The sequence below is a fragment of the Parasedimentitalea marina genome, from assembly GCF_004006175.1.
GTDB lineage: Bacteria > Pseudomonadota > Alphaproteobacteria > Rhodobacterales > Rhodobacteraceae > Parasedimentitalea > Parasedimentitalea marina.
Genome location: NZ_CP033219.1, coordinates 2,455,934 through 2,475,944 on the forward strand (window position 1 = coordinate 2,455,934; position 20,011 = coordinate 2,475,944).

The following is a 20,011-nucleotide window of genomic DNA, read 5'->3' on the forward strand; positions in this document are numbered from 1 at the left end:
CGCGCCAGAATTGAACAACTGTTTATTTCCCAATCTTTGCAGGAATCTTTCAATCCCGCAGGCACGTCCCGATCAAACGTCCAGGACATCTTGATACAGATATAACCAGACAGCCGCGGTCACATCAAATTGCGGCCTGAAAATGCAAAAACACCATGTGCCAAATGATATGGCGCATGGTGTTTTTAATCATCTTTATAGGCCTATTGTCGCCACTGTTGCCTTATTCTGCCGCGAACTTTTTGGGTGCCAGCATGTCTTTCAGATAATGCCCGGTATGGCTGCGCGGTTCTTCAGCCACCTTTTCCGGCGTTCCAACCGCGACGATTTCGCCGCCGCCATCGCCGCCTTCGGGGCCAATATCGATCACCCAATCCGCCGTTTTCACCACGTCCAGATTGTGTTCAATCACCACAACCGAGTTGCCCTGATCCACCAATTCATGCAGCACCTCCAACAGCTTGCGCACGTCCTCAAAGTGCAGACCAGTGGTGGGCTCATCCAGAATATACAGGGTACGCCCGGTGGACCGTTTGGCCAGTTCCTTGGACAGTTTGACCCGTTGCGCCTCGCCGCCCGACAGGGTGGTCGCCGATTGACCAACCTTGATATAGCCAAGCCCAACCCGGTGCAGCGCATCCATCTTGTCGCGGATCGGCGGCACCGCCTGGAAAAACTGCTGCGCATCTTCAACCGTCATATCCAGCACATCGGCAATCGACTTGCCCTTGAACTTGATCTCCAGCGTCTCGCGATTGTAACGCGCACCCTGACAGGTTTCGCAGGTGACATAGACATCGGGCAGAAAGTGCATCTCGATCTTGATCAGACCATCGCCCTGACAGGCCTCACAGCGGCCTCCCTTGACGTTGAAACTGAACCGTCCCGGTTTATAGCCACGTGTTTTGGCCTCGGGCAGACCCGCAAACCAATCGCGGATCGGGGTAAAGGCCCCGGTATAGGTCGCCGGGTTCGACCGTGGCGTCCGTCCAATCGGGCGCTGATCGATATCGATCACCTTGTCCAGATGTTCCAACCCCTTGATGGTCTCGCAGGGGGCTGGCGTCTGACGCGCACCATTCAACCGCATAGAGGCGGTTTTGAACAGGGTTTCAATGGTCAGCGTCGACTTGCCGCCGCCCGACACCCCGGTCACACAGACGAATTTGGCCAATGGGAATTCTGCGGTGACGTTTTTCAGGTTGTTGCCTGTCGCCTTGACCACCTTGACCTTCTTCTTGTTGCCCTTACGCCGCTTGCTCGGCACTGCAATTTCGCGACTTCCCGCCAGATATTGCCCGGTGATCGAGGCCGGATCGGCGATCAATTCCGCCGGAGTGCCCTCGCTGACCACCTGCCCACCATGCACGCCCGCACCGGGGCCGATGTCAAAGACGTAATCCGCCTCGCGGATCGCCTCTTCGTCGTGCTCCACAACGATCACCGTATTGCCCTGATCACGCAGGTTTTTCAGCGTCCCCAGTAGCCGGTCATTGTCACGCTGGTGCAGCCCGATCGATGGCTCATCCAGCACATACAATACGCCTGTAAGCCCCGAGCCGATCTGGCTGGCCAGCCGGATACGCTGGCTTTCGCCACCCGACAATGTGCCCGAGTTGCGGCTCAGCGACAGATATTCAAGACCAACATTGTTCAGGAACCCCAGACGTTCACGGATTTCCTTGACGATAGCGCGGGCAATTTCCTGTTTCTGCACACTCAGATGGTTGGGGACATCCTCGATCCAGGCCAGTGCTTCGCGGATCGATTTCTGCACCACCTGCCCTGCGTGGTCGCCAGCAATTTTCACCGCCAGGGCCTCTTCGCGCAGGCGATAGCCGTTACAGCCGCCACAATGGCGATTGTTCTGATAACGTTCAAATTCTTCGCGGATCCAATTGCTATCGGTCTCGCGATAGCGCCGCTCCATGTTGGGGATCACCCCTTCGAACACCCGCTCGATCTGATAAACCCGGCCGCCTTCGTCATAGCGGAACATGATTTCCTCATCGCCCGAGCCATGCAGGAACACATTCTGCACCTTGGGAGACAGATCTTTCCACGAGGTGTTCTTGTCGAACTCGTAATGTTTGGCGATGGCTTCGATGGTTTGTAGGAAATAGGGTGACTTGCCCTTGCGCCAGGGCGCCAGCGCCCCGTCATAAATTTTCAGCGTCTGGTCCGGCACCACAAGGCGTTCATCAAAGAACAGCTCGACCCCCAGACCATCACAATCGGGACAAGCACCAAAGGGCGCGTTGAAGGAAAACAACCGTGGTTCGATCTCGGAGATGGTGAAACCACTGACCGGACAGGCGAATTTTTCCGAGAACGTGATCCGCTCGGGCGCGTCGCCAGCGGTTTCCAGAATGGCGATGCCATCGGCCAGATCCAGCGCCGTGCGCAGGCTGTCCGCAAGACGTGTCTCTAGCCCTTCGCGCACCACCAGACGGTCAACCACAACGTCGATGTCGTGACGGAATTTTTTGTCCAGTACCGGCGGCTCGTCCAGCTCGTAGAACTCACCATCCACTTTGACCCGCTGAAAGCCCTGTTTACGCAGCTCCAGAAAGTCCTTTTTATACTCGCCTTTGCGGTCCCGCACGATAGGCGCCAGCAAGTAGCCGCGGGTGCCCTCGTCCAGCTTCATGATACGGTCAACCATATCCTGAACTTGCTGAGCCTCAATCGGTAACCCGGTGGCGGGGCTGTAGGGGGTTCCGGCACGGGCAAACAGCAGGCGCAGATAGTCGTAAATCTCGGTCACGGTGCCGACAGTGGAGCGTGGATTCTTACTGGTGGTTTTCTGCTCGATCGAGATTGCCGGGCTTAGACCACTGATGTGATCCACGTCCGGTTTTTCCATCATATCCAGGAACTGCCGGGCATAGGCGCTGAGGGATTCGACATAGCGGCGCTGACCTTCGGCGTAGATGGTATCAAACGCCAGACTGGATTTACCCGAGCCCGACAGGCCGGTGATCACCACCAGCTGATCGCGTGGGATGTTCACGTCGATGTTCTTTAGATTGTGCTCGCGCGCGCCGCGAACTTCGATGGATTTTAGTTCAGCCATAATGCCCCCCAGAAGACGTCCTAGACATAGGGAATACCAATCCGTTTTCCAACCGAAAAATAAGAACGTTAAGCGAACATTTTAAATTCGGCGGCGCATTGCCAATAGGCCGTGCACGACAAAGCCGGTAAAAAACAAAACTGCAACCGTGCCCAACATCCCGGCGTAGCCCGCCACTGACAATGCCGTAACCATGATGGGTGTCCCGATGGTATTGCCCAGGTTTCCCGCCTGAGCGATCGCGCCACTGGACTGCGCCCGATCTGCTGCTGTTTCGTTCAACTGCGGCACCATGGCAAAGCTGCCGCCCTGCACCAGCCCCATCGCACCCGCCAGCGCAATACAGGCTGCCGGGCTGCCCGGAACCAGCAACAGCCAGATCCCGCCGCCCGTGCACAACAGGAATCCGATCTGCACCAACCGGACCGCAGAAAGCACCCGCAGCAGGTAGACGCCAATAGTCATAGAGACCGTGATACTGGCCAGCGGCATCGCCCCCAGCACAAAGGCACGCAGGTTTTCATCAATATGCGGCGGCATTACCGTCAGGATCGACACAAAACACGAGGTATAGAACAGCCATCCAGCTGCCGGGGCAATCATCCAGGGCGAGCGATAGATCTGCAAATGCATCGCCGGCAGGTTCGCCAGACTCGGCACTGGCTGTCGTTTGGGAACCTGCACATTGCGCAGGGCCACACTCAACATGACCGCCAGCCCGGCCATAATCGCAGCATGCGCCCCAAACAGAGACAGCACGCCAAACCGATCTACAAACGGCAATCCCAGCCAGGCCAATAGGGTAAAGGCCACTCCGAAAAACGTGCTCCACAGGGTCATCGCCAGGCCGCGGGATTTTTCCGAGCTCACCTGCGCGATCAATGTAGGCCCCGCCACCACCAGGCCCAGATGGGACAGACCTTCGACAACACGCGTGGCCAGAAAGGCCGGAAACGGCAGATGAATCGCCTGCAGGGCCGACATTGCCGCGCCAACACACAAGGCCCAGACCAAGGTGCGGCGATAGCCGATAGCCCCGACAAACATGCCGGCAATCACGCCAAACAAGATGCCCAACAACCCAACCAGCGAGACGGTGAACCCAATGCTGCCCCCGGCCTGAGGATACAGCTCTGCCATCCGGTCAAAAACCACCGAGATCTTGCCGTATTGCGCCGCGCCGCCCAGGCCGGCGGCCCAGATCACCAGGATCAGCCCCCAGCGGGTCTCATTCGAAGTTGTCATTGCTATGCCTTTACTCTTGGGTCAGGTCGGTCCCTCGCCAAGTCGCAGTCTTTGTCTGTGTTTTTGTCTGTGTTAATGCCCAATACCGGGAACCCTTATGCTGAACCAAGGGCTGCCCGGTTAGAAACCCTGCGGCACTGTGTACAGGTCACCCAGGCACCCGGGCTTTTAGGTTTTCTGCGCAATGGCCCAGGCACAGACCGGCATGTCCGGGTCATTGCCCATCGGATCATGCGCCTCATCGTATTCCGGAGGCCATTTTTCCTCTAAATTGCGCAGCGCCGCATTCCGGTTGCCCCATTGCTCGGCCCGGATCGCATCCGGCTCGAAACCGCATTCGATCAGCAAATTCGTCAACCCCCGTGCCGACCAGCGCGAGCAATCATTCGGCGCAGCATGAAACGGGATGTGAAACGGCACTGCCAGCCAGAAATGCCCACCCCGCCGCAACATCCTGCGCACGTTCTTGGTGGCTGCGTAGGGCCGGTCCAGATGTTCCCAGACCTGATTGGCCAGCACCAGATCGAACTTCTGCGGTCTGCCGTCCTCACCGCGAACGGGCCCCTGACAGATATCATGCGCTGGATAGCGAAACTGCTGATACGAGGCAAAATCGAACATCTGTCCCCACTTGCCCGAGATCTCGGCCACGTGCAGTTTTTTGGGCCCCAGCTGACGGATCATGCCGCGACTGGACTTGCCCATGGCAATTCGATTGAGACTTGGCATGACATCCTCCGGTGGTTGCAGCCACAGGATCACAATCACTGCCTAGGGTATAGGGCCAGCGCACAGGCTGCGGGCAAAAAAATACCCCCGGCGACACCGAGGGTATTCAAAATCACAGTGGGCCCGTGATTACATGTGGATCATGCGATCGAATGCATCCAACACGCTTTCATGCATCATTTCGCTCAACGTTGGGTGCGGGAACACCGTGTTGATCAGATCTTCCTCGGTGGTTTCCAACTGACGGCCAATCACATATCCTTGGATCAGTTCGGTCACCTCGGCGCCGACCATGTGCGCGCCCAGCAATTCACCGGTTTTGGCGTCGAACACCGTCTTGATCAAACCCTCAGGCTCACCCAGTGCGATCGCCTTGCCGTTGCCGATGAACGGGAAGCGGCCGACTTTGACGTCATAGCCCAGCTCTTTGGCCTTGGCCTCGGTATAACCGACACTGGCCACCTGCGGATGACAATAGGTGCAGCCCGCGATGCTTTCGGGTTTCACCGGGTGCGCGTGCTTGCCTGCGATCAGGTCAGCAACCATAACCCCTTCGTGCGAGGCCTTGTGCGCCAGCCACGGCGCGCCTGCGATATCACCGATGGCATAGAGCCCATCAATACCGGTGCGGCAGAACTCATCTGTGATAACATGGGTCCGGTCAATCTTGACACCCAGACCTTCTAGCCCAAGCCCCTCAACATTGCCGACGATGCCCACAGCCGAGATCACAGTGTCAAAGTCCTGCGTCTCAACTTTGCCGCCCACTTCGATATGGGCAGTGACGGTGCCCTTGCCGCGGTCCAGCTGTTTAACCATGGCTTTCTCCATGATCTTCATACCCTGTTTTTTGAACTGCTTGCGGGCAAAAACTGATATTTCAGCATCTTCCACCGGCAGCACCCGGTCCATCACTTCGACCACAGTCGTGTCAGCGCCCAATGTGTTGTAGAAGCTGGCAAATTCGATACCGATAGCGCCTGAACCGATAACCAGTAATTTCTTGGGCATCCTTGGCGGGTTCAAGGCGTGTTTATAGGTCCAGACCAGATCACCGTCCGCCTCTAGGCCGGGCAATTCACGGGCGCGCGCGCCAGTGGCCACAATGATATTCTTGGCCGTCAGCTCCTCGGTGCCCTTATCCGTTTTGACGCTGACCTTGCCCTTTGCCGGGATGGTCGCCGCGCCCATGATGACCGTGACCTTATTTTTCTTCAGCAAATGACCGATACCACCGGACAGCTGCTTGGCCACCCCGCGTGAGCGTTTCACAACAGCATCAATATCATAGTCGATATTGTCGGCTTTCAGCCCAAATTCCTTGGCGCGGTGCATCAGGTGGAACACTTCCGAGCTGCGCAGCAAGGCCTTGGTTGGGATACAGCCCCAATTCAGACAGATACCGCCAAGGTGTTCGCGCTCGACGACTGCAACTTTCAGTCCCAGTTGCGCGCCACGGATGGCAGCGACATAGCCGCCCGGTCCGGCCCCGATAACGATCAGATCAAAGGATTTGGTAGCCATTGTTATTCCCTCAGCACTGCGGTTTAAAAACTAGTTCACCGTTAAACTATTTTTTTTCCGACTGCAATCATTCAGTGCCGCACGACGCCCGGCCCCTTTTTTTATCGTTCTCAATAGCATTTCTCAGCCGTTTCTGAAACCATGTGGGGAAAGTAACTTATTCATTTCCCGTCACGCGTATTCAAGCCAAAGGCCCCTGCCATGAGACACACTATTCTGGACCTGCTGAAAGCAATGATCAATGCCACTCTGCTGTTGCTGGCACTCTGTCTGTATTTGGGGTGGATGCTGGTATCTACGATCCAGGATGTCACTGGGGACGTCACCGAAGCCATAGCTCAGGTCACCCCCGTACAGGCCCGCATTCAAGATTTACAGTCAGAAGTAGCCGGTTTGCGGCGTGACATTACCAGCCGCCCGGAATTGGCCGTGTCCGGCCAATTGACCAAATTGGATCAACGTCTTGCATCACTGCAGCAAGAGATGGCCGGGATACGGCAACTGCCCAGCGACATTATCCAGAACGCGGCACAGACGGCAGCAGCCGAACTGGTAGGGCCTATTAGCCGCCTCGCCAGTTGCCCGCTGCCGCCGTCTTAAATTTCTTAGCCCGAAGCCTGCAACTGGCGCACTGTTTCGCCGTAGCCGCCCGCCGTGACATAGTTCATTTCAGGTTCGGTGCTGCTGCGATCCAGCGCTTCATTGCGATACGGGAAGCGGCCAAACAACCGGATCACCTCGCGGTGAGCCCGCGCATGCAACATGTTAGACGGGCCTTCAACCGGCATCCGTTCCTTCATCAGGCGCACACAGCGATCCTGATCACACAGATTCTCAGAATGCATCAGCGGCAAATAGAAGAACTGCCGGGCCGGTTCGTCGATCTTTAGATCCCATTTCTTGCTGATTGCAGCCTTGGCTGCGGCCAATGCCCGCTTATCGCTGGCAAATGCGGTACCAGACCCCCGGAACATGTTGCGGGGAAACTGATCTGATAGAATAAGATATGCCAGCGCCCCGCTGGGATAGGTCAGCCACATGGAGAACTTGCCCTCACACAAGCCCTGCCATGACGCCTCAAACCGGTTTCTTATCTCTGCGTCGAACGCCTCGTCCTGTATATACCAGCTCTTCGGTCCGGCTTCGTCGAGCCAGAACTCCAGAACCTCTTCGGGACCAACCATGGGTCATACTCCAAAATTTTACCTGCCTCTAACATCAGACGGTTTTACGCCCAACTTACAAGCCTCTTACGGTAACATTTTGCAACAGGTGTGTCCGTTTTGTGAAAGTCTTAGCAAGAATTAGGCTAATTTGCGCAATTATCCTAATTCCTGCGCCGCATCCTGCTCTTCGAGCTCAGTTTCAATTGCATGTTCCTGCGCCAGCTCAACCATAACTGGCGTACCGGTTGGCCACATCGGAGCAATGCTGCCCGTGTCTTCGACTGGAATCGCCGGACGCTGCGTGATGCGATAGCCGGCATACACCGCGAGCATAACCAACAAAACGGCCATGAAAATGAAAAATCCCGGTGGTCCGAACACTGCGTCGCCCATCAGCCACCCGGTGATCAGCGGGCCGGCGATGGCGCCCAGGCCGTTGATAAACACCAGCCCACCTGACGCCGCAGCCATATCATCATGGTCCAGATAGTCGTTGGTGTGGGCTATCAAAAGCGAATACAGCGGGTTTGCCAGGCCACCCACCAGAAACGCCGCCATCAGCAGCATCCAGAATTGCCCCCCGAACACCACTGCCAGGGCCGACCCACCGGCGGCAAATGCCGCGACAAATAGCACCAGAATACGGCGATCCATTCGGTCGGACATCCATCCAATCGGATACTGGAGCAACAGCGCACCAATGTAGAACGTTGCCACAAAGGTTGAAATTTCAAAAAGGGTCAGCCCAGCCTTGGCGCCGTAAACCGCGCTCATCCCAAATTGGGCCGAAAAGACGCCGCCCAACAGGAACATGCCAACACAGCCCAACGGCGAGGCTTTCATCAACTGGCTCAGGCTCATGGGTTTTGCAGTGTCAAAAGCGGGCGTCGGTGAAATCGACAGTAAAATCGGCGCAAAGGACACCGAAATCAGCACCGAAGCCAGAACGAAGATTTCATAGCCAGCCGGATCGCCAATCAGCAACAGGCCCTGCGCCGAAACAATGCCGAACATTTGCACGATCATGTACAAAGACAGTGCTTTGCCACGGTTTTCGTTGTCGGCGGCGTTGTTCAGCCAGCTTTCTGCGGTGACATACACGCCGGAAAAGCAAAACCCAATCAACGCACGGCCCAGGCTCCAGGCGATCGGGTGGGTGAAAGCCGGGTACAGGATCATCACAGCTGAAATGAACGAGGCCAGGGCCGCAAACACCCGCACGTGCCCCACCCGCCGGATCAATTCTGGCGTCATGCGAGAGCCACCCAGGAAGCCAACGAAATAGGCCGACATCACAAAGGACATCTGCAAGGTTGAGAAACCCTCGATTTCCCCCCGCACCCCCAGCAAGGTGCCCTGCAGGCCGTTCCCGACCATCAGCAAACCCATTCCCAGCAACAGCGCCCACGCGCTCGACAGAACCTGAAACATCCCCGATATTCCTTCTTATTTAGGGGCATCACCATCCGGCCTGCCCAAATATGGCATGACCTCTCAGTTTTGCTTTTGTCTCCGGGAATGAGTCATGGGTCTGTTAGTTTTCCGTCATCAAGGGATCAAAAGCGACGCATCGCCATAGGAAAAGAATCGATACTCAGCCGTGACTGCGTGATCATAGATCGCCCGTACCCGTTGCTGCCCGATCAAGGCGGAAACCAGCATTAGCAGGGTCGATTTTGGCAAGTGGAAATTGGTCATCAGCGCGTCGGCCACATGGAACGTGAACCCCGGGTATATGAAGATATCCGTCTCCCCTTCCCATGAGGCGATTTCGCCGCCGCGCGCCGCACTTTCAATCAATCGCAGGGCCGTGGTGCCCACAGGGATCACCCGCCCGCCTGCCGCTTTGGTTGCGGCGATTTCTGCAGCAGCCTGGTCGCTGACCCGTCCCCATTCTGCATGCATCTTATGGGTGGTTACATCTTCGACCTTGACCGGCAGAAACGTGCCTGCCCCCACATGCAGCGTGACATGGGTAAATGCCACGCCCTTGGCTGCCAAACCTGCCAGCAGGGCCTCGTCAAAATGCAGGCTGGCCGTTGGTGCCGCCACTGCACCTGAATTGCGCGCCCAAACCGTTTGATAATCCTGTTTATCCTGGGCATCAGCCGGGCGTTTTGCTGCGATATAGGGCGGCAAGGGCATCGCGCCCGCCAGCGCCAGGGCCGCATCAAAATCGTCGCCCGCAAGATTGAACCGCAATTGGCCCTGACCATCCTTAATGGCCTCTAATGTAGCGCTGAAACCGTCACCAAAGACAACATCCTCGCCGATCTTGATCTTCTTCAGCGGCTTCAGCAACGCGCTCCAGCAGCCATCCGCACACGGCTCCAGCAGCGTCACCTCGATCTTGGCGGCAACGGCCCCCTGGGCGCTGTTGCGGTGGCGCAGCCCGCTTAGGCGCGCCGGGATCACCTTGGTGTCATTCAACACCAGCCGGTCGCCGGGCTGCAGCCAGTTTACCAGATCGGTGACGGTGCCGTCATGCAGCACATCACCATTGGCCACCAGCAGCCGCGCCGAGCTGCGCGGGCTGGCAGGACGGGTCGCTATCAGATCATCGGGAAGATCAAAGTCAAAATCGCTGAGTTTCATGCCCGCGCTATAGGCGGTTCTGCGTCACTTGACCATGCTTTGATTGGCAATCGCGTTTATCGCTCTTCGCTTCTTCGCTGGGCTGGTGTCAGCCCATCGGTGGGTTCCACCCGCGTCGGAGGAATGACCTCCTGCCCGGGAATGGTCGGTGCTTGCCCGCGAAAAATCTCGCGCAGCATCCCAGGCGCCAGTCCGGACAATGGATTCACTTTGACCTGTGGATCATCCGACGTGCCGCGAAGGGTAAAGGCAAATCCTATCAAACCTTCGCCCTTGCGAGTGAAAACCCGTCCAATGGCATTCAGCATATAGATCGGTGACAGCACGCCGCGCATGTTCATCACACCCGTCGCCAGATTGTAATTGCCATCCATCGACAGCCCAATCGATGGCCCCACAGCGCTGCTTTCATGCACCACCAGATAGCTGGGTCCAAGCCGAAACCGGGCCTCGACGCCAGTGAAGAGAATCCCTTGCCCAGCCAGTTCATCGATCAAGCCCACCAGGCTTATGGAATTGATCAGCGCAGCAATCGCGGGCGCATTTTTGGCGCGGGTGTTTTTCACCTTGAGCCGACCATCATACTCACCTGGTTGACTGGTTGACGGCGTCAACGTCATATCCAGCTCACCCCCGCGACCATGGGACAGTGCCCCGGCCGAACGGAACACTCCACCAGCGTCATCCGACAATATGCGAGTCGCCACGCCGCCGTTTTTCGGAACCACCTGCCCCCGCACCACAGTCTGCCCATTCACGGCACCGCGGAACTGGCCGTTAAACCCACCCAGAGTTGAAAAATCACCGTTAAACCGATGCAGCGCGATGCTGTCGGTCACTTGCAGCCGGTCAAGTTTCAGGCTGATCGGTCCACTGCTTGCGCTGCCCGTTGCACCGCTTGAACTGCTGAAGGGCATTCTGCGCATGTCCAGCACTCCGCTTGACACAGTCACAGCAGGGGCAGCCTGCCCACGCCCCACCAGCTCTGCGGTTCCGCGCAGCCAATTGCCGACAGTCACCGCATTAAACCGCGCCCGGTCCAGCCCCCCACCGTCACGGATGCTGATAGATCCACTCGCAGACAGGCCCGGCGCGGTCAGCGTCAGCTGATCCACCTGTGCGGTGTCGCCCAACTGAGCCGTCAGATCCAGGGCGCCAGTTGTCTTGGGGCCGATCGACCAGCCCAGCGATGGAATGCGCAGGCCCGCACCCGCGAGGTCGGATTGCAACCTCAGCACCGGCGGTTTGTCAGGCGCAAGTTCGACCGAAAATGCGCCTAGGGTCTGACCACTGATAGACCCTGCCGGAAGCCCCAGATGAAAGGTATCCACTGCGGATTGCGACAACTCGACCGTGCCCTCGACCCGACTTGTCTTAGGGGCCCCTTTGCCAAGCGCCATCCGCCAGGCAGCGCGAACCGGCACTCCGGAAATCGCCCCATCACCTTGAATTTCAACGCCTTGATGATCGCCCGTCAGCGTCATCTGCTGGGCTGACAATTCGTAGCCAGGCACCAAGATCGTGCTGCTGACTCCGTCAATTTGGCCCCGGTAGTGGTAGGATATCTCCTCAACCGGAACTTTCTCTTTCAATGGTAACGATAAGGTTCCGACGACACTCACCACCCCTTTGGCCAGATTCACAGGCAGATTGCTGTTTTTCAACACCGACAATGGTGGCCGGTTCAACAGGGACAACACCGCTGTAACAGGTCCCGAAGCCACCACCCGAGCGACCCCCGGCCCGCCGTTTTTAACCGACATATCCGGGATAATGAACGAAGTGCCCGCGGCATCGATCTCACCGCCCTGATCGGCCGTCACCGTGCCCTCGGTAGCCATCACCACCAAACGCTTGCCATAGATGCTAAACTGCCCAGCGGCATTGCGCAGCGGCGGCATGTTCTTTTGGAACTGTACCACCGCATCCTCAAACCCAAGATCGAGATATAAGAACGGTTTTTTACCATCCCGCCCCCGTAGGGCCAGGTTGATGTCACGCGCCGTGCCCTGCCATAGATTTTCACGCATCCATTTTCGCGGTTTCGGCGGTGCCGCTTCGGGCCACAACTGCTTTATCCGCTCGGCCTCCACACGGTCCACCTGGCCGGTCAGATCGTAATCCCAACCCTCATTCCCAGCTCGCAGGCCTCCGCTGAGCAGAATAGTGCTATCGCCATCCTGGACCAGCATTTCCCCCAAACGCAGCCGAAACGGGTTCAGCTCTAGCTTAAGGTCTGCGGTCACACCGGTCAGTTCCAGTGGCGCATCATACATGTCTTTTGGGTTCAGCCGAAGATCCGAGAACTTTAATTGCCCCACCAGATCGGTCAGCTTGCCATTTTCAACCCCGCTCAGATGGGCCTCTCCCACCATGGTTCCGGCCCCCCAACCACTGTTCACCGTCAACTCGTCAAAGCTAAGGACCTGAGTTTCCGGCACATAGGTCATGTAAAGACTGGCACCCTGGAACGGGATTGGCAGAGTTTGGTCGGTCGGTTGCAAAACACCATTGCCAATCAACAAGCTGGTCGAAAAAGGCAATATCACTCCGTCGCTGTCTATGCCGCCCCGCAACGATCCCGATATCGGCGCCCGCAGCACCTGCAACCAGCCAAGCGCCGGACTTTGCAACGCAATATCCTCGCTGGCGACCTCACTGACCAGAACACCAAACTCAGCCGCTGGATCGCCAATCGCCGAGCGGTAATTGGCCTCAACCGTACTGGCATAATCACGGCCACTGAGAACAGAAAAACCGCCAGAGATATCCAGGTCCTGCCCCTCACGGCTCAACCGCATATGGCCACCATCCAGGGTCCAGGCCCGCCCCTGCCTGGCGTCCTCATAGCGCAGGGTAAGGGCTTCAGTTTCAATTTCGACCAAAGCGGTCAAAGAGGGCTGTAGCAACAGGCTGTCAAACTGTTCGATCAATTGCGGCACGCCCGCCGCCTGTCGCACTGGTGTCTCGTCACTGGACAGACTCAACGCCACGTCACCGCTTTTGTCCCGTCGCAAAGTGGCAAACACTCCGCTGATGCTAATCCGTTTTGGTTGCACCAGACCCGACAACAAAGGCCGCATTGCCAAAGAGACCTGCGCATCCGTCAATTGCGCCATCACCGTGCCGTCAGGCTTGCGCAAAATGACATCCCGCAATCCAACTCTGGGGCGCCAACCCTGATTAACCACCATGTATATCTGGCCGAACTCGATCTCCATCTCGCCCAGGTTTCGCTCTATCCGGGATTCAACCCGTTGGCGCAGCCAGTCAGGTGCATCGAATCGACGCCCAAGTCCAAAATAAATCACACCGGCCAGCACCCCACACAAGAGGGTTAACATCCACCCCGACAGGCGCAGCATCAGTCGACGCCGACGCCCCCTGACCCGTCCGGGACCGACATTCACATCCGCCGAGCCTAGGGGCTCTGCTTCTGGGCCAGGTATTTTCACAGCACGCGTAATCTGTGTTTTTCCTTTGCCTGTGGCGACTGTTCTGTGGCAGCCAGCCTCCACAGAGTTTCATGGAGACGTTAATAATGCTCAACACCTCAGACCCGGCCCCGGATTTCACACTGCCCCAAGCGGGAGACGGCGGAAACGTTTCCCTAACGGAGCTGCGAGGCAAAGCCTTTGTGCTGTTTTTCTATCCCCGGGATAATACGCCGGGCTGCACCAAGGAATCCATCGGATTTTCCAGTCAGTTGCAGGCTTTCGCCGAGGCAGGGGTACAGGTGTTCGGGATCTCAAAGGACAGCCTCAGGAAACATGACAATTTCATCGCAAAACACCAGTTGACCACGCCCCTACTATCCGATGCCGACGGCACCATGTGCGAAGACTACGGAACCTGGAAAGAAAAGACGCTCTACGGCAAGAAACACTGGGGCATCGAACGGTCTACCTTTTTGATCGATGCCGAGGGGCGCATTGCCCATATTTGGCGAAAGGTCAAAGTCGATGGCCATGTAGAAGAGGTTCTCACCGCCGCACAAGCGCTTTGATCCGTCCCAACCGCGCCGCGCCCTAGCGCGGCGCCACGCCCAAGTCCGCCAAGGTTCAGCGCAGCTGATCCTGCGGACGCGGGAGCTCCCGCCCGTCGCTGGGCTTTGACAAAGCCCGCTCCCGTTGGGCCGGGCGCCGCGCTAAAGCGCGGCGCGGCTGTGGCTGGATTTAATGTCCGACCCAGACCACTCGCCGGTCCAGTATTCGATGAAGACTATTGTCTGTCAGTAATGTTGACGCCCACCAGAAAATCAAACAGACCGCCAATCACCGCCAAAATTTCGCTGGTAACCCTATTAAATATGGAGACAGCCGGGAACTGGCGTTGTATCCGACTGACAGCCCTAAACTCACACAAAAGATAATTAGAAGCTCATGAACATGGCCATACCAACAACCCTAACCGCGATGGCGGTGGATGTGCTGACCACGGCAGATGGCCGCGCCAAGGCCGACAAATCACGGGCCTATGCCAGAGTATGGGCAACAGCCCGGGAAAATGGCGGTTCCATAGCGCTTGGGAACTCTACTCCACCGGATCACCCTGCCCGGCCGGACCAACCAGAATTGCTTAATCCCCGGGATGTACCAAAGCGGAAACCCGGTTCCCCTGCTGGCAGAATTGCCCTGCTGCATGCCGTCGCTCATATCGAGTTGAACGCCGTGGATCTGCACTGGGACATAATCGCACGGTTTGCCCATATACAGATGCCGATGGGGTTTTATGATGACTGGGTAAAGGCCGCCGACGACGAAGCCAAGCATTTTGGTCTCATGTGCGATTGCCTGGAAAGCATGGGCAGCTTTTATGGGGCCCTGCCCGCGCATGATGGAATGTGGCGGGCAGCAGAAGACACCGCGCTGGACTTTCAGGGACGGTTGGCCATCGTGCCAATGGTTCTTGAGGCGCGCGGGCTGGATGTCACACCAAAGATGATCGAGCTTTTCGAGAAGGCGGGCGACACTGCCGCGGTTGACAGTCTCAACATCATTTATACCGAAGAGGTCAGCCATGTGGCCTATGGATCAAAGTGGTTCAATTTCGGCTGCGGCAGAGAAAACAGTGACCCCAAAGAGATGTTCCACGCCCTGGTACGGCGCTATTTCAAATCGACACTAAAGCCACCCTTTAACGAAGAAAAACGCGCTGACGCTGGAATTCCACCAGATTTCTACTGGCCGCTGACAGAGGGTCCGAGCGATCCATTGTCAGCGAAGACAAAGGGCTAACCCACCTCTATGACGTCGATTTACGCCGTCGGCGGGTTGTTGCCCATGGTTGGCGGTTTCCCCCTGCTCAAGGCCGCAATTGGTCAACAGGCTTGCCCAATCTCTTGCGGCTGTCTATTCATTGCTGCTGAGGGGCCGACACCAGGCAGGCGACGGCCCCTTTGATATGGGATGGAACAAGGATCAGCACGTGCGCACACGTCTGGCTATAAAAATTCACGGGTTTCTGGAGCGATGCTTCCCCGAACGACGCGTTTTCCTGAAATCTGACACGGATACGCGCTTTATTCGATTGCGACCTGAAACCCAGTTGATCGCAGTCGCGGGCACCTGTGTGATTGTTGCCTGGGGCATCGTCGCCACTGCCATTGTCCTGATGGACAGCATCGGCTCGGGCAACTTTCGCGAGCAGGCTAAACGTGATCAGGAAACCTACCGCGAGCGGCTGAATGCGCTGTCAGAGGAACGTGATACCCGCGCCGTCGAGGCCCTGGCAGCACAACGTCGCTTCAATGCGGCGCTGACACAGATCTCGGTCATGCAGTCCGAAATTCTGGCATCTGAAACCCGGCGCCACGAGCTGGAAACTGGCATCGAAGTGATCCAGACAACGCTGCGCGAAACCATGCAGGACCGCGAAGCCGCCCGGGGTGAGCTGACTGAGCTGCAAGAGCACAGCGACACCGGATCGGCAGCAGTGTCCCCGGCATCAGCTGCCCCTGCACAGATGGACTTTGTGGCCACTGTTTTGGCGGAAACGGCATTGGAACGGGATCAGATCCTGTCTGACGCCCAGGCCGCACTTCAAGCCCGCGACGCACTCGAGCTGGAAATCCGGCTGATGGATGATCGCAATGACCAGATCTTTCGCCAACTCGAAGAGGCTATGGCGATTTCGGTTGAGCCGCTCGATAAAATGTTCCGCTCGGCCGGAATGCCCACAGATCGCATCCTTGAACAGGTGCGGCGCGGATACAGCGGTCAGGGCGGTCCGCTTGACCCTTTTTCCCTGTCGACCCGCGGTGAAGAACCCACCGCGGATGAAGCGCGCGCCCATCTGTTGCTCAATCAGATGGATCAGCTGAACCTGTATCGTATTGCTGCCCAGCAGGCACCATTCGCCACGCCAGTCAATTTGGGATCAGTGCGCCAGACCTCGGGGTATGGCTATCGCCGCGACCCCAAAACCGGCGGCCGCCGGTTGCACAAAGGGTCGGATTTCGCCGGCCGTACCGGCACCGATATTTTCGCCACAGCTGATGGTGTTGTCACCCACGCAGGCTGGCAATCCGGCTACGGCAAACTTGTGACTATCAGACACGCCTTTGGCATTGAGACACGTTACGCCCATAATTCAAACCTCCGCGTCAAGGTCGGCCAAAGGGTCTCGCGCGGGGATCACATCAGTGATATGGGTAACACCGGACGGTCCACCGGGACCCACCTCCACTATGAGGTAAGGGTCAATGGAAACCCAGTTAACCCGATGATCTATATCAAGGCTGCACGCAATGTTTTCTAAAAGCAAAATCAACGAACCCGGCGCTAATAGCCCCGAAAGCAAACCGGCCGCTCCGGCTTCGGCCCCTGCCGCACCGGCACAAAGCGATTTCCGCGCCAGTGCCCCAAAGGCCAAGCCACCGGCCTCAATCCTGTCGTCGGACCTGCATGTCACTGGTAACATGAAGACAACCGGCGACATTCAGGTCGAAGGCACCGTCGAAGGTGACATCCGCGCGCACCTGCTGACCATTGGCGAATCTGCAACGATCAAAGGCGAAGTGACTGCTGATGACGTGGTGATTAACGGCCGCATCGTTGGTCGTGTTCGCGGCTTGAAGGTCCGCCTGACGGCCACTGCCCGGGTCGAGGGTGACATCATCCACAAGACCATCGCCATCGAAAGCGGCGCTCATTTTGAGGGTTCCGTTCAGCGCCAGGATGACCCGCTGAACCCAGGTCGCACGGCCCCAGCCCCCAAACCCGCTGCTGCAGCCGCACCGGCCGCGGCACCGGCTGCCAAAACCAAAGCGTAAAACCGCAATCGGATCAAACGATCTGATCCCAACAATTCAAAGCGCCGCCGGAGCAGTCCAGCGGCGCTTTTTTGTGGCAATTCGCATCGCCCAGCATGGCGTGTCGTTGACGCGAACGGCACCTTTACGGTGCTCCCAGCATCCACTGCCCGTCCGGCCAGAACGCATGATAGGCAAAGGCAAACATCACATCATGGGGCAGATCGCGGCCCTGACCGTCCCGCACCCGGATCGACCCCACATCCCGTCCCTTGCTAATTTGTCCAGTATCCAACGCCGAGGCCTGCCCGGCCCGCCAGCGGATCACTACCCCGGCCTCATGGACATCGCCCAGGTCAGCCAACCGCTGCAGCGGCCAGGCACGGGTGCCAACCCGCACCACCCGCGCCAGTGGCGCGATACCATGCGGCGGCATCTCGCCATTATACAGAAAGGGCCGGGGTGAACTGTCATAACCCCGATAGGGATTGCGCCCGTAAGACCGGTTATAGGCGGGCTCTGCCATCACCAGCCCATCGGGGTTGCGGTCGGCAAACTCCTGCCAGCTTTCCATCCAACTGGGCAGTGACTTTAGCCTGACCCCAGTCATCTCTCCGACAATGCCCTGCCCCAATGCCTGCTGCCACCAGCTTTCGGTCTCACGGTCAAACATCACCATATCCGAATTGCGCAGCTTTCCTGACACGCCAAATGTCAGCACACCTGCTGCCGTGCGGCGATCAAAACTCAGGCCCGAGTTACATAACGGGCAAAACGTCACCGCCACCGGCACAGCACCAATGCGATCATTCACAATTTCGTGCCAGGTCAAATATCGCAGCGGATAGGCCCGCGCCAGCTGACCGGCAATTTCAACCGTGATGACCGGCTCACGCGGTCCAATGTCGCGCTCTTTACCAGCCGGGATAAAGTCAGGATCATTCAACGCCGGAATTCCATCCCGGGGCGGTCCGCCCGACAGGATCTCTGACCAATCACTTACGCTGGTTTTGGAGAAATCAGTCTGCGGCCATTCTCGCTGCCACAGCGCAGGATCGGCCAAAACAAAACTGCCAAACCAGATCAGTGTTATGCTTAAAATGGATCTGATTGCCATCACACACCCCCAATTTACGAGAGCAGAATGCGCTGTTGCGCGGTAACACGCACCCAACAATGACGTGAGCAGCCGACGACGCATCGGCTGCTCACACCTTAAGCTGCAGAGCTTCCCCCAAGGAAGTTCCGACTGTTTATTCGGTTACGGTTACCGTTTTCATAACGTCCGGCGCGCCAATAACAGCACCATTGCCGCCAGTCCCCAGCTTGATGGCATTCACCACATCCATGCCTTTGGTGACCTTTCCAACAACGGTATATTGCCCGTTCAGGAAGTGTCCGGCATCAAACATGATAAAGAATTGCGAGTTGGCACTGTTGGGGCTCTGGCTGCGAGCCATGCCCACAACACCGGCATCAAACGGCACATCCGAGAACTCGGCGTCGATATTGCCCAGATCGGATCCACCGGTTCCGGCCCGGCGCATATCCGCGCCTTCCAGGCCATACTGAACGTCACCTGTCTGCGCCATAAAGCCGTCAATCACACGGTGAAACACCACCCCGTCATATTTGCCCTCAGCCGCCAGCGCAGTAATCTGCGCAACGTGTTTCGGGGCGACGTCCTCCAGCAGGTCAATCACAACCGTGCCATTGGCACCTTCGCCGGCAATGGTAATCTCAAGACCTGTCGCCAGCGCCGGGCTGGCCAACAGGGCAAAGGCAGCTGCGAGTTTAAGCATCCGCTGCCACCTTGACCGAGATCATCCGATCCGGCTCCACCGGTGGTTCACCGCGTACGATGGTATCCACATGGTCCATACCCTCAATCACCCGACCGTACACAGTGTACTGGCCGTTCAGGAAATGGTTGTCACTAAAGTTGATGAAGAACTGCGAGTTGGCGCTGTTCGGATTGGCCGAACGGGCCGCCCCAATGGTACCACGGTCATGTGGAAGCTTGGAAAACTCAGCTGGCAGATCCGGCAGGTCGGAACCACCTGTGCCTGCACTGCGCAGGTTGAAACCCTCTTCCATGTTGCCATTGGCCACATCACCGGTCTGGGCCATAAAGCCGTCGATCACCCGGTGAAAGCAAACATTGTTATAGGCGCCACTGCGAGTCAGCTCTTTCATCCGCTCACAATGTTGCGGTGCAACATCCGACAGCAGCTCAATGACGACATTGCCGCCTGTCAGCTCGATGATGATAGTGTTCTCTGGATCTTTAATCTCGGCCATTTGGCTCTCCTGACGTAACTGATTGCGCAGATAATTAATCCGCCCGCCGCCAATTGCCAAGGGAGCATTGACCTCACAGCCAAAAGCACCGAAATAAACTGCAGATTGACATAGTTTTCCAAG

The 20,011-nt window shown here is 57.4% G+C and carries 16 protein-coding genes; 5 read left to right on the forward strand and 11 right to left on the reverse strand.

What is annotated here, in order from left to right:
- Positions 1–223: 223 nt before the first annotated feature.
- The 4 genes from uvrA to lpdA all read right to left on the reverse strand — a co-directional run bounded on the left by uvrA (position 224) and on the right by lpdA (position 6,574).
- The gene (gene uvrA, locus EBB79_RS11875) at positions 224–3,076 is read right to left on the reverse strand and encodes an excinuclease ABC subunit UvrA (RefSeq protein ID WP_127749091.1); all 2,853 of its coding nucleotides are present in this window, start codon (positions 3,074–3,076) and stop codon (positions 224–226) included.
- A gap of 81 nt (positions 3,077–3,157) precedes the next feature.
- The gene (locus EBB79_RS11880; protein WP_127749092.1) at positions 3,158–4,321 is read right to left on the reverse strand and encodes an MFS transporter; all 1,164 of its coding nucleotides are present in this window, start codon (positions 4,319–4,321) and stop codon (positions 3,158–3,160) included.
- Positions 4,322–4,489: 168 nt separating this feature from the next.
- On the reverse strand, positions 4,490–5,050 hold the full coding sequence (locus EBB79_RS11885; RefSeq protein ID WP_127749093.1) for a class I SAM-dependent methyltransferase: 561 nt from the start codon (positions 5,048–5,050) through the stop codon (positions 4,490–4,492).
- A 129-nt stretch (positions 5,051–5,179) separates the two neighbouring features.
- Entirely contained in the window at positions 5,180–6,574 is a 1,395-nt protein-coding gene (lpdA, locus tag EBB79_RS11890; protein WP_127749094.1) for a dihydrolipoyl dehydrogenase, read from the reverse strand.
- Between the two features lie 201 nt (positions 6,575–6,775).
- On the opposite strand from lpdA, the gene EBB79_RS11895 reads away from it, so the two are divergent.
- Positions 6,776–7,174 (forward strand): hypothetical protein, encoded by a 399-nt coding sequence (locus EBB79_RS11895; protein WP_127749095.1) that lies wholly within the window; start codon positions 6,776–6,778, stop codon positions 7,172–7,174.
- A gap of 5 nt (positions 7,175–7,179) precedes the next feature.
- Here the strand turns inward: EBB79_RS11895 and EBB79_RS11900 are convergent, their stop codons facing one another.
- The 4 genes from EBB79_RS11900 to EBB79_RS11915 all read right to left on the reverse strand — a co-directional run bounded on the left by EBB79_RS11900 (position 7,180) and on the right by EBB79_RS11915 (position 13,700).
- Entirely contained in the window at positions 7,180–7,758 is a 579-nt protein-coding gene (locus EBB79_RS11900; protein WP_127749096.1) for a DUF924 family protein, read from the reverse strand.
- A 138-nt stretch (positions 7,759–7,896) separates the two neighbouring features.
- On the reverse strand, positions 7,897–9,171 hold the full coding sequence (locus EBB79_RS11905; RefSeq protein WP_127749097.1) for an MFS transporter: 1,275 nt from the start codon (positions 9,169–9,171) through the stop codon (positions 7,897–7,899).
- Positions 9,172–9,288: 117 nt separating this feature from the next.
- The gene (gene queA, locus EBB79_RS11910; RefSeq protein ID WP_127749098.1) at positions 9,289–10,335 is read right to left on the reverse strand and encodes a tRNA preQ1(34) S-adenosylmethionine ribosyltransferase-isomerase QueA; all 1,047 of its coding nucleotides are present in this window, start codon (positions 10,333–10,335) and stop codon (positions 9,289–9,291) included.
- Between the two features lie 56 nt (positions 10,336–10,391).
- Positions 10,392–13,700, reverse strand: coding sequence for a YhdP family protein (locus EBB79_RS11915; protein WP_127749099.1), 3,309 nt, complete (start codon positions 13,698–13,700; stop codon positions 10,392–10,394).
- A gap of 176 nt (positions 13,701–13,876) precedes the next feature.
- On the opposite strand from EBB79_RS11915, the gene EBB79_RS11920 reads away from it, so the two are divergent.
- The 4 genes from EBB79_RS11920 to EBB79_RS11935 all read left to right on the forward strand — a co-directional run bounded on the left by EBB79_RS11920 (position 13,877) and on the right by EBB79_RS11935 (position 17,608).
- Entirely contained in the window at positions 13,877–14,341 is a 465-nt protein-coding gene (locus EBB79_RS11920) for a peroxiredoxin (RefSeq protein ID WP_127749100.1), read from the forward strand.
- Positions 14,342–14,723: 382 nt separating this feature from the next.
- Entirely contained in the window at positions 14,724–15,572 is an 849-nt protein-coding gene (locus EBB79_RS11925) for a ferritin-like domain-containing protein (RefSeq protein ID WP_420850335.1), read from the forward strand.
- Between the two features lie 190 nt (positions 15,573–15,762).
- Positions 15,763–17,094: a DUF5930 domain-containing protein gene (locus EBB79_RS11930; RefSeq protein WP_127749102.1), complete on the forward strand. Its 1,332-nt coding sequence runs from the start codon at positions 15,763–15,765 to the stop codon at positions 17,092–17,094.
- A complete protein-coding gene (locus tag EBB79_RS11935) occupies positions 17,084–17,608 on the forward strand; it encodes a bactofilin family protein (RefSeq protein WP_127749103.1) in 525 nt (174 codons plus the stop codon). The genes EBB79_RS11930 and EBB79_RS11935 overlap by 11 nt, the downstream gene beginning before the upstream one ends.
- Positions 17,609–17,732: 124 nt before the next feature.
- Here EBB79_RS11935 and EBB79_RS11940 read toward each other — a convergent pair whose 3' ends face one another.
- From EBB79_RS11940 to EBB79_RS11950, 3 genes are all read right to left on the reverse strand, one after another.
- Positions 17,733–18,704 (reverse strand): DUF3179 domain-containing protein, encoded by a 972-nt coding sequence (locus EBB79_RS11940; protein WP_127749104.1) that lies wholly within the window; start codon positions 18,702–18,704, stop codon positions 17,733–17,735.
- Between the two features lie 136 nt (positions 18,705–18,840).
- On the reverse strand, positions 18,841–19,389 hold the full coding sequence (locus tag EBB79_RS11945; RefSeq protein ID WP_127749105.1) for a peptidylprolyl isomerase: 549 nt from the start codon (positions 19,387–19,389) through the stop codon (positions 18,841–18,843).
- Complete coding sequence (locus EBB79_RS11950; protein ID WP_127749106.1) at positions 19,382–19,888, reverse strand: peptidylprolyl isomerase; 507 nt, start codon at positions 19,886–19,888, stop codon at positions 19,382–19,384. The genes EBB79_RS11945 and EBB79_RS11950 overlap by 8 nt, the downstream gene beginning before the upstream one ends.
- Between the last annotated feature and the right edge of the window lie 123 nt (positions 19,889–20,011).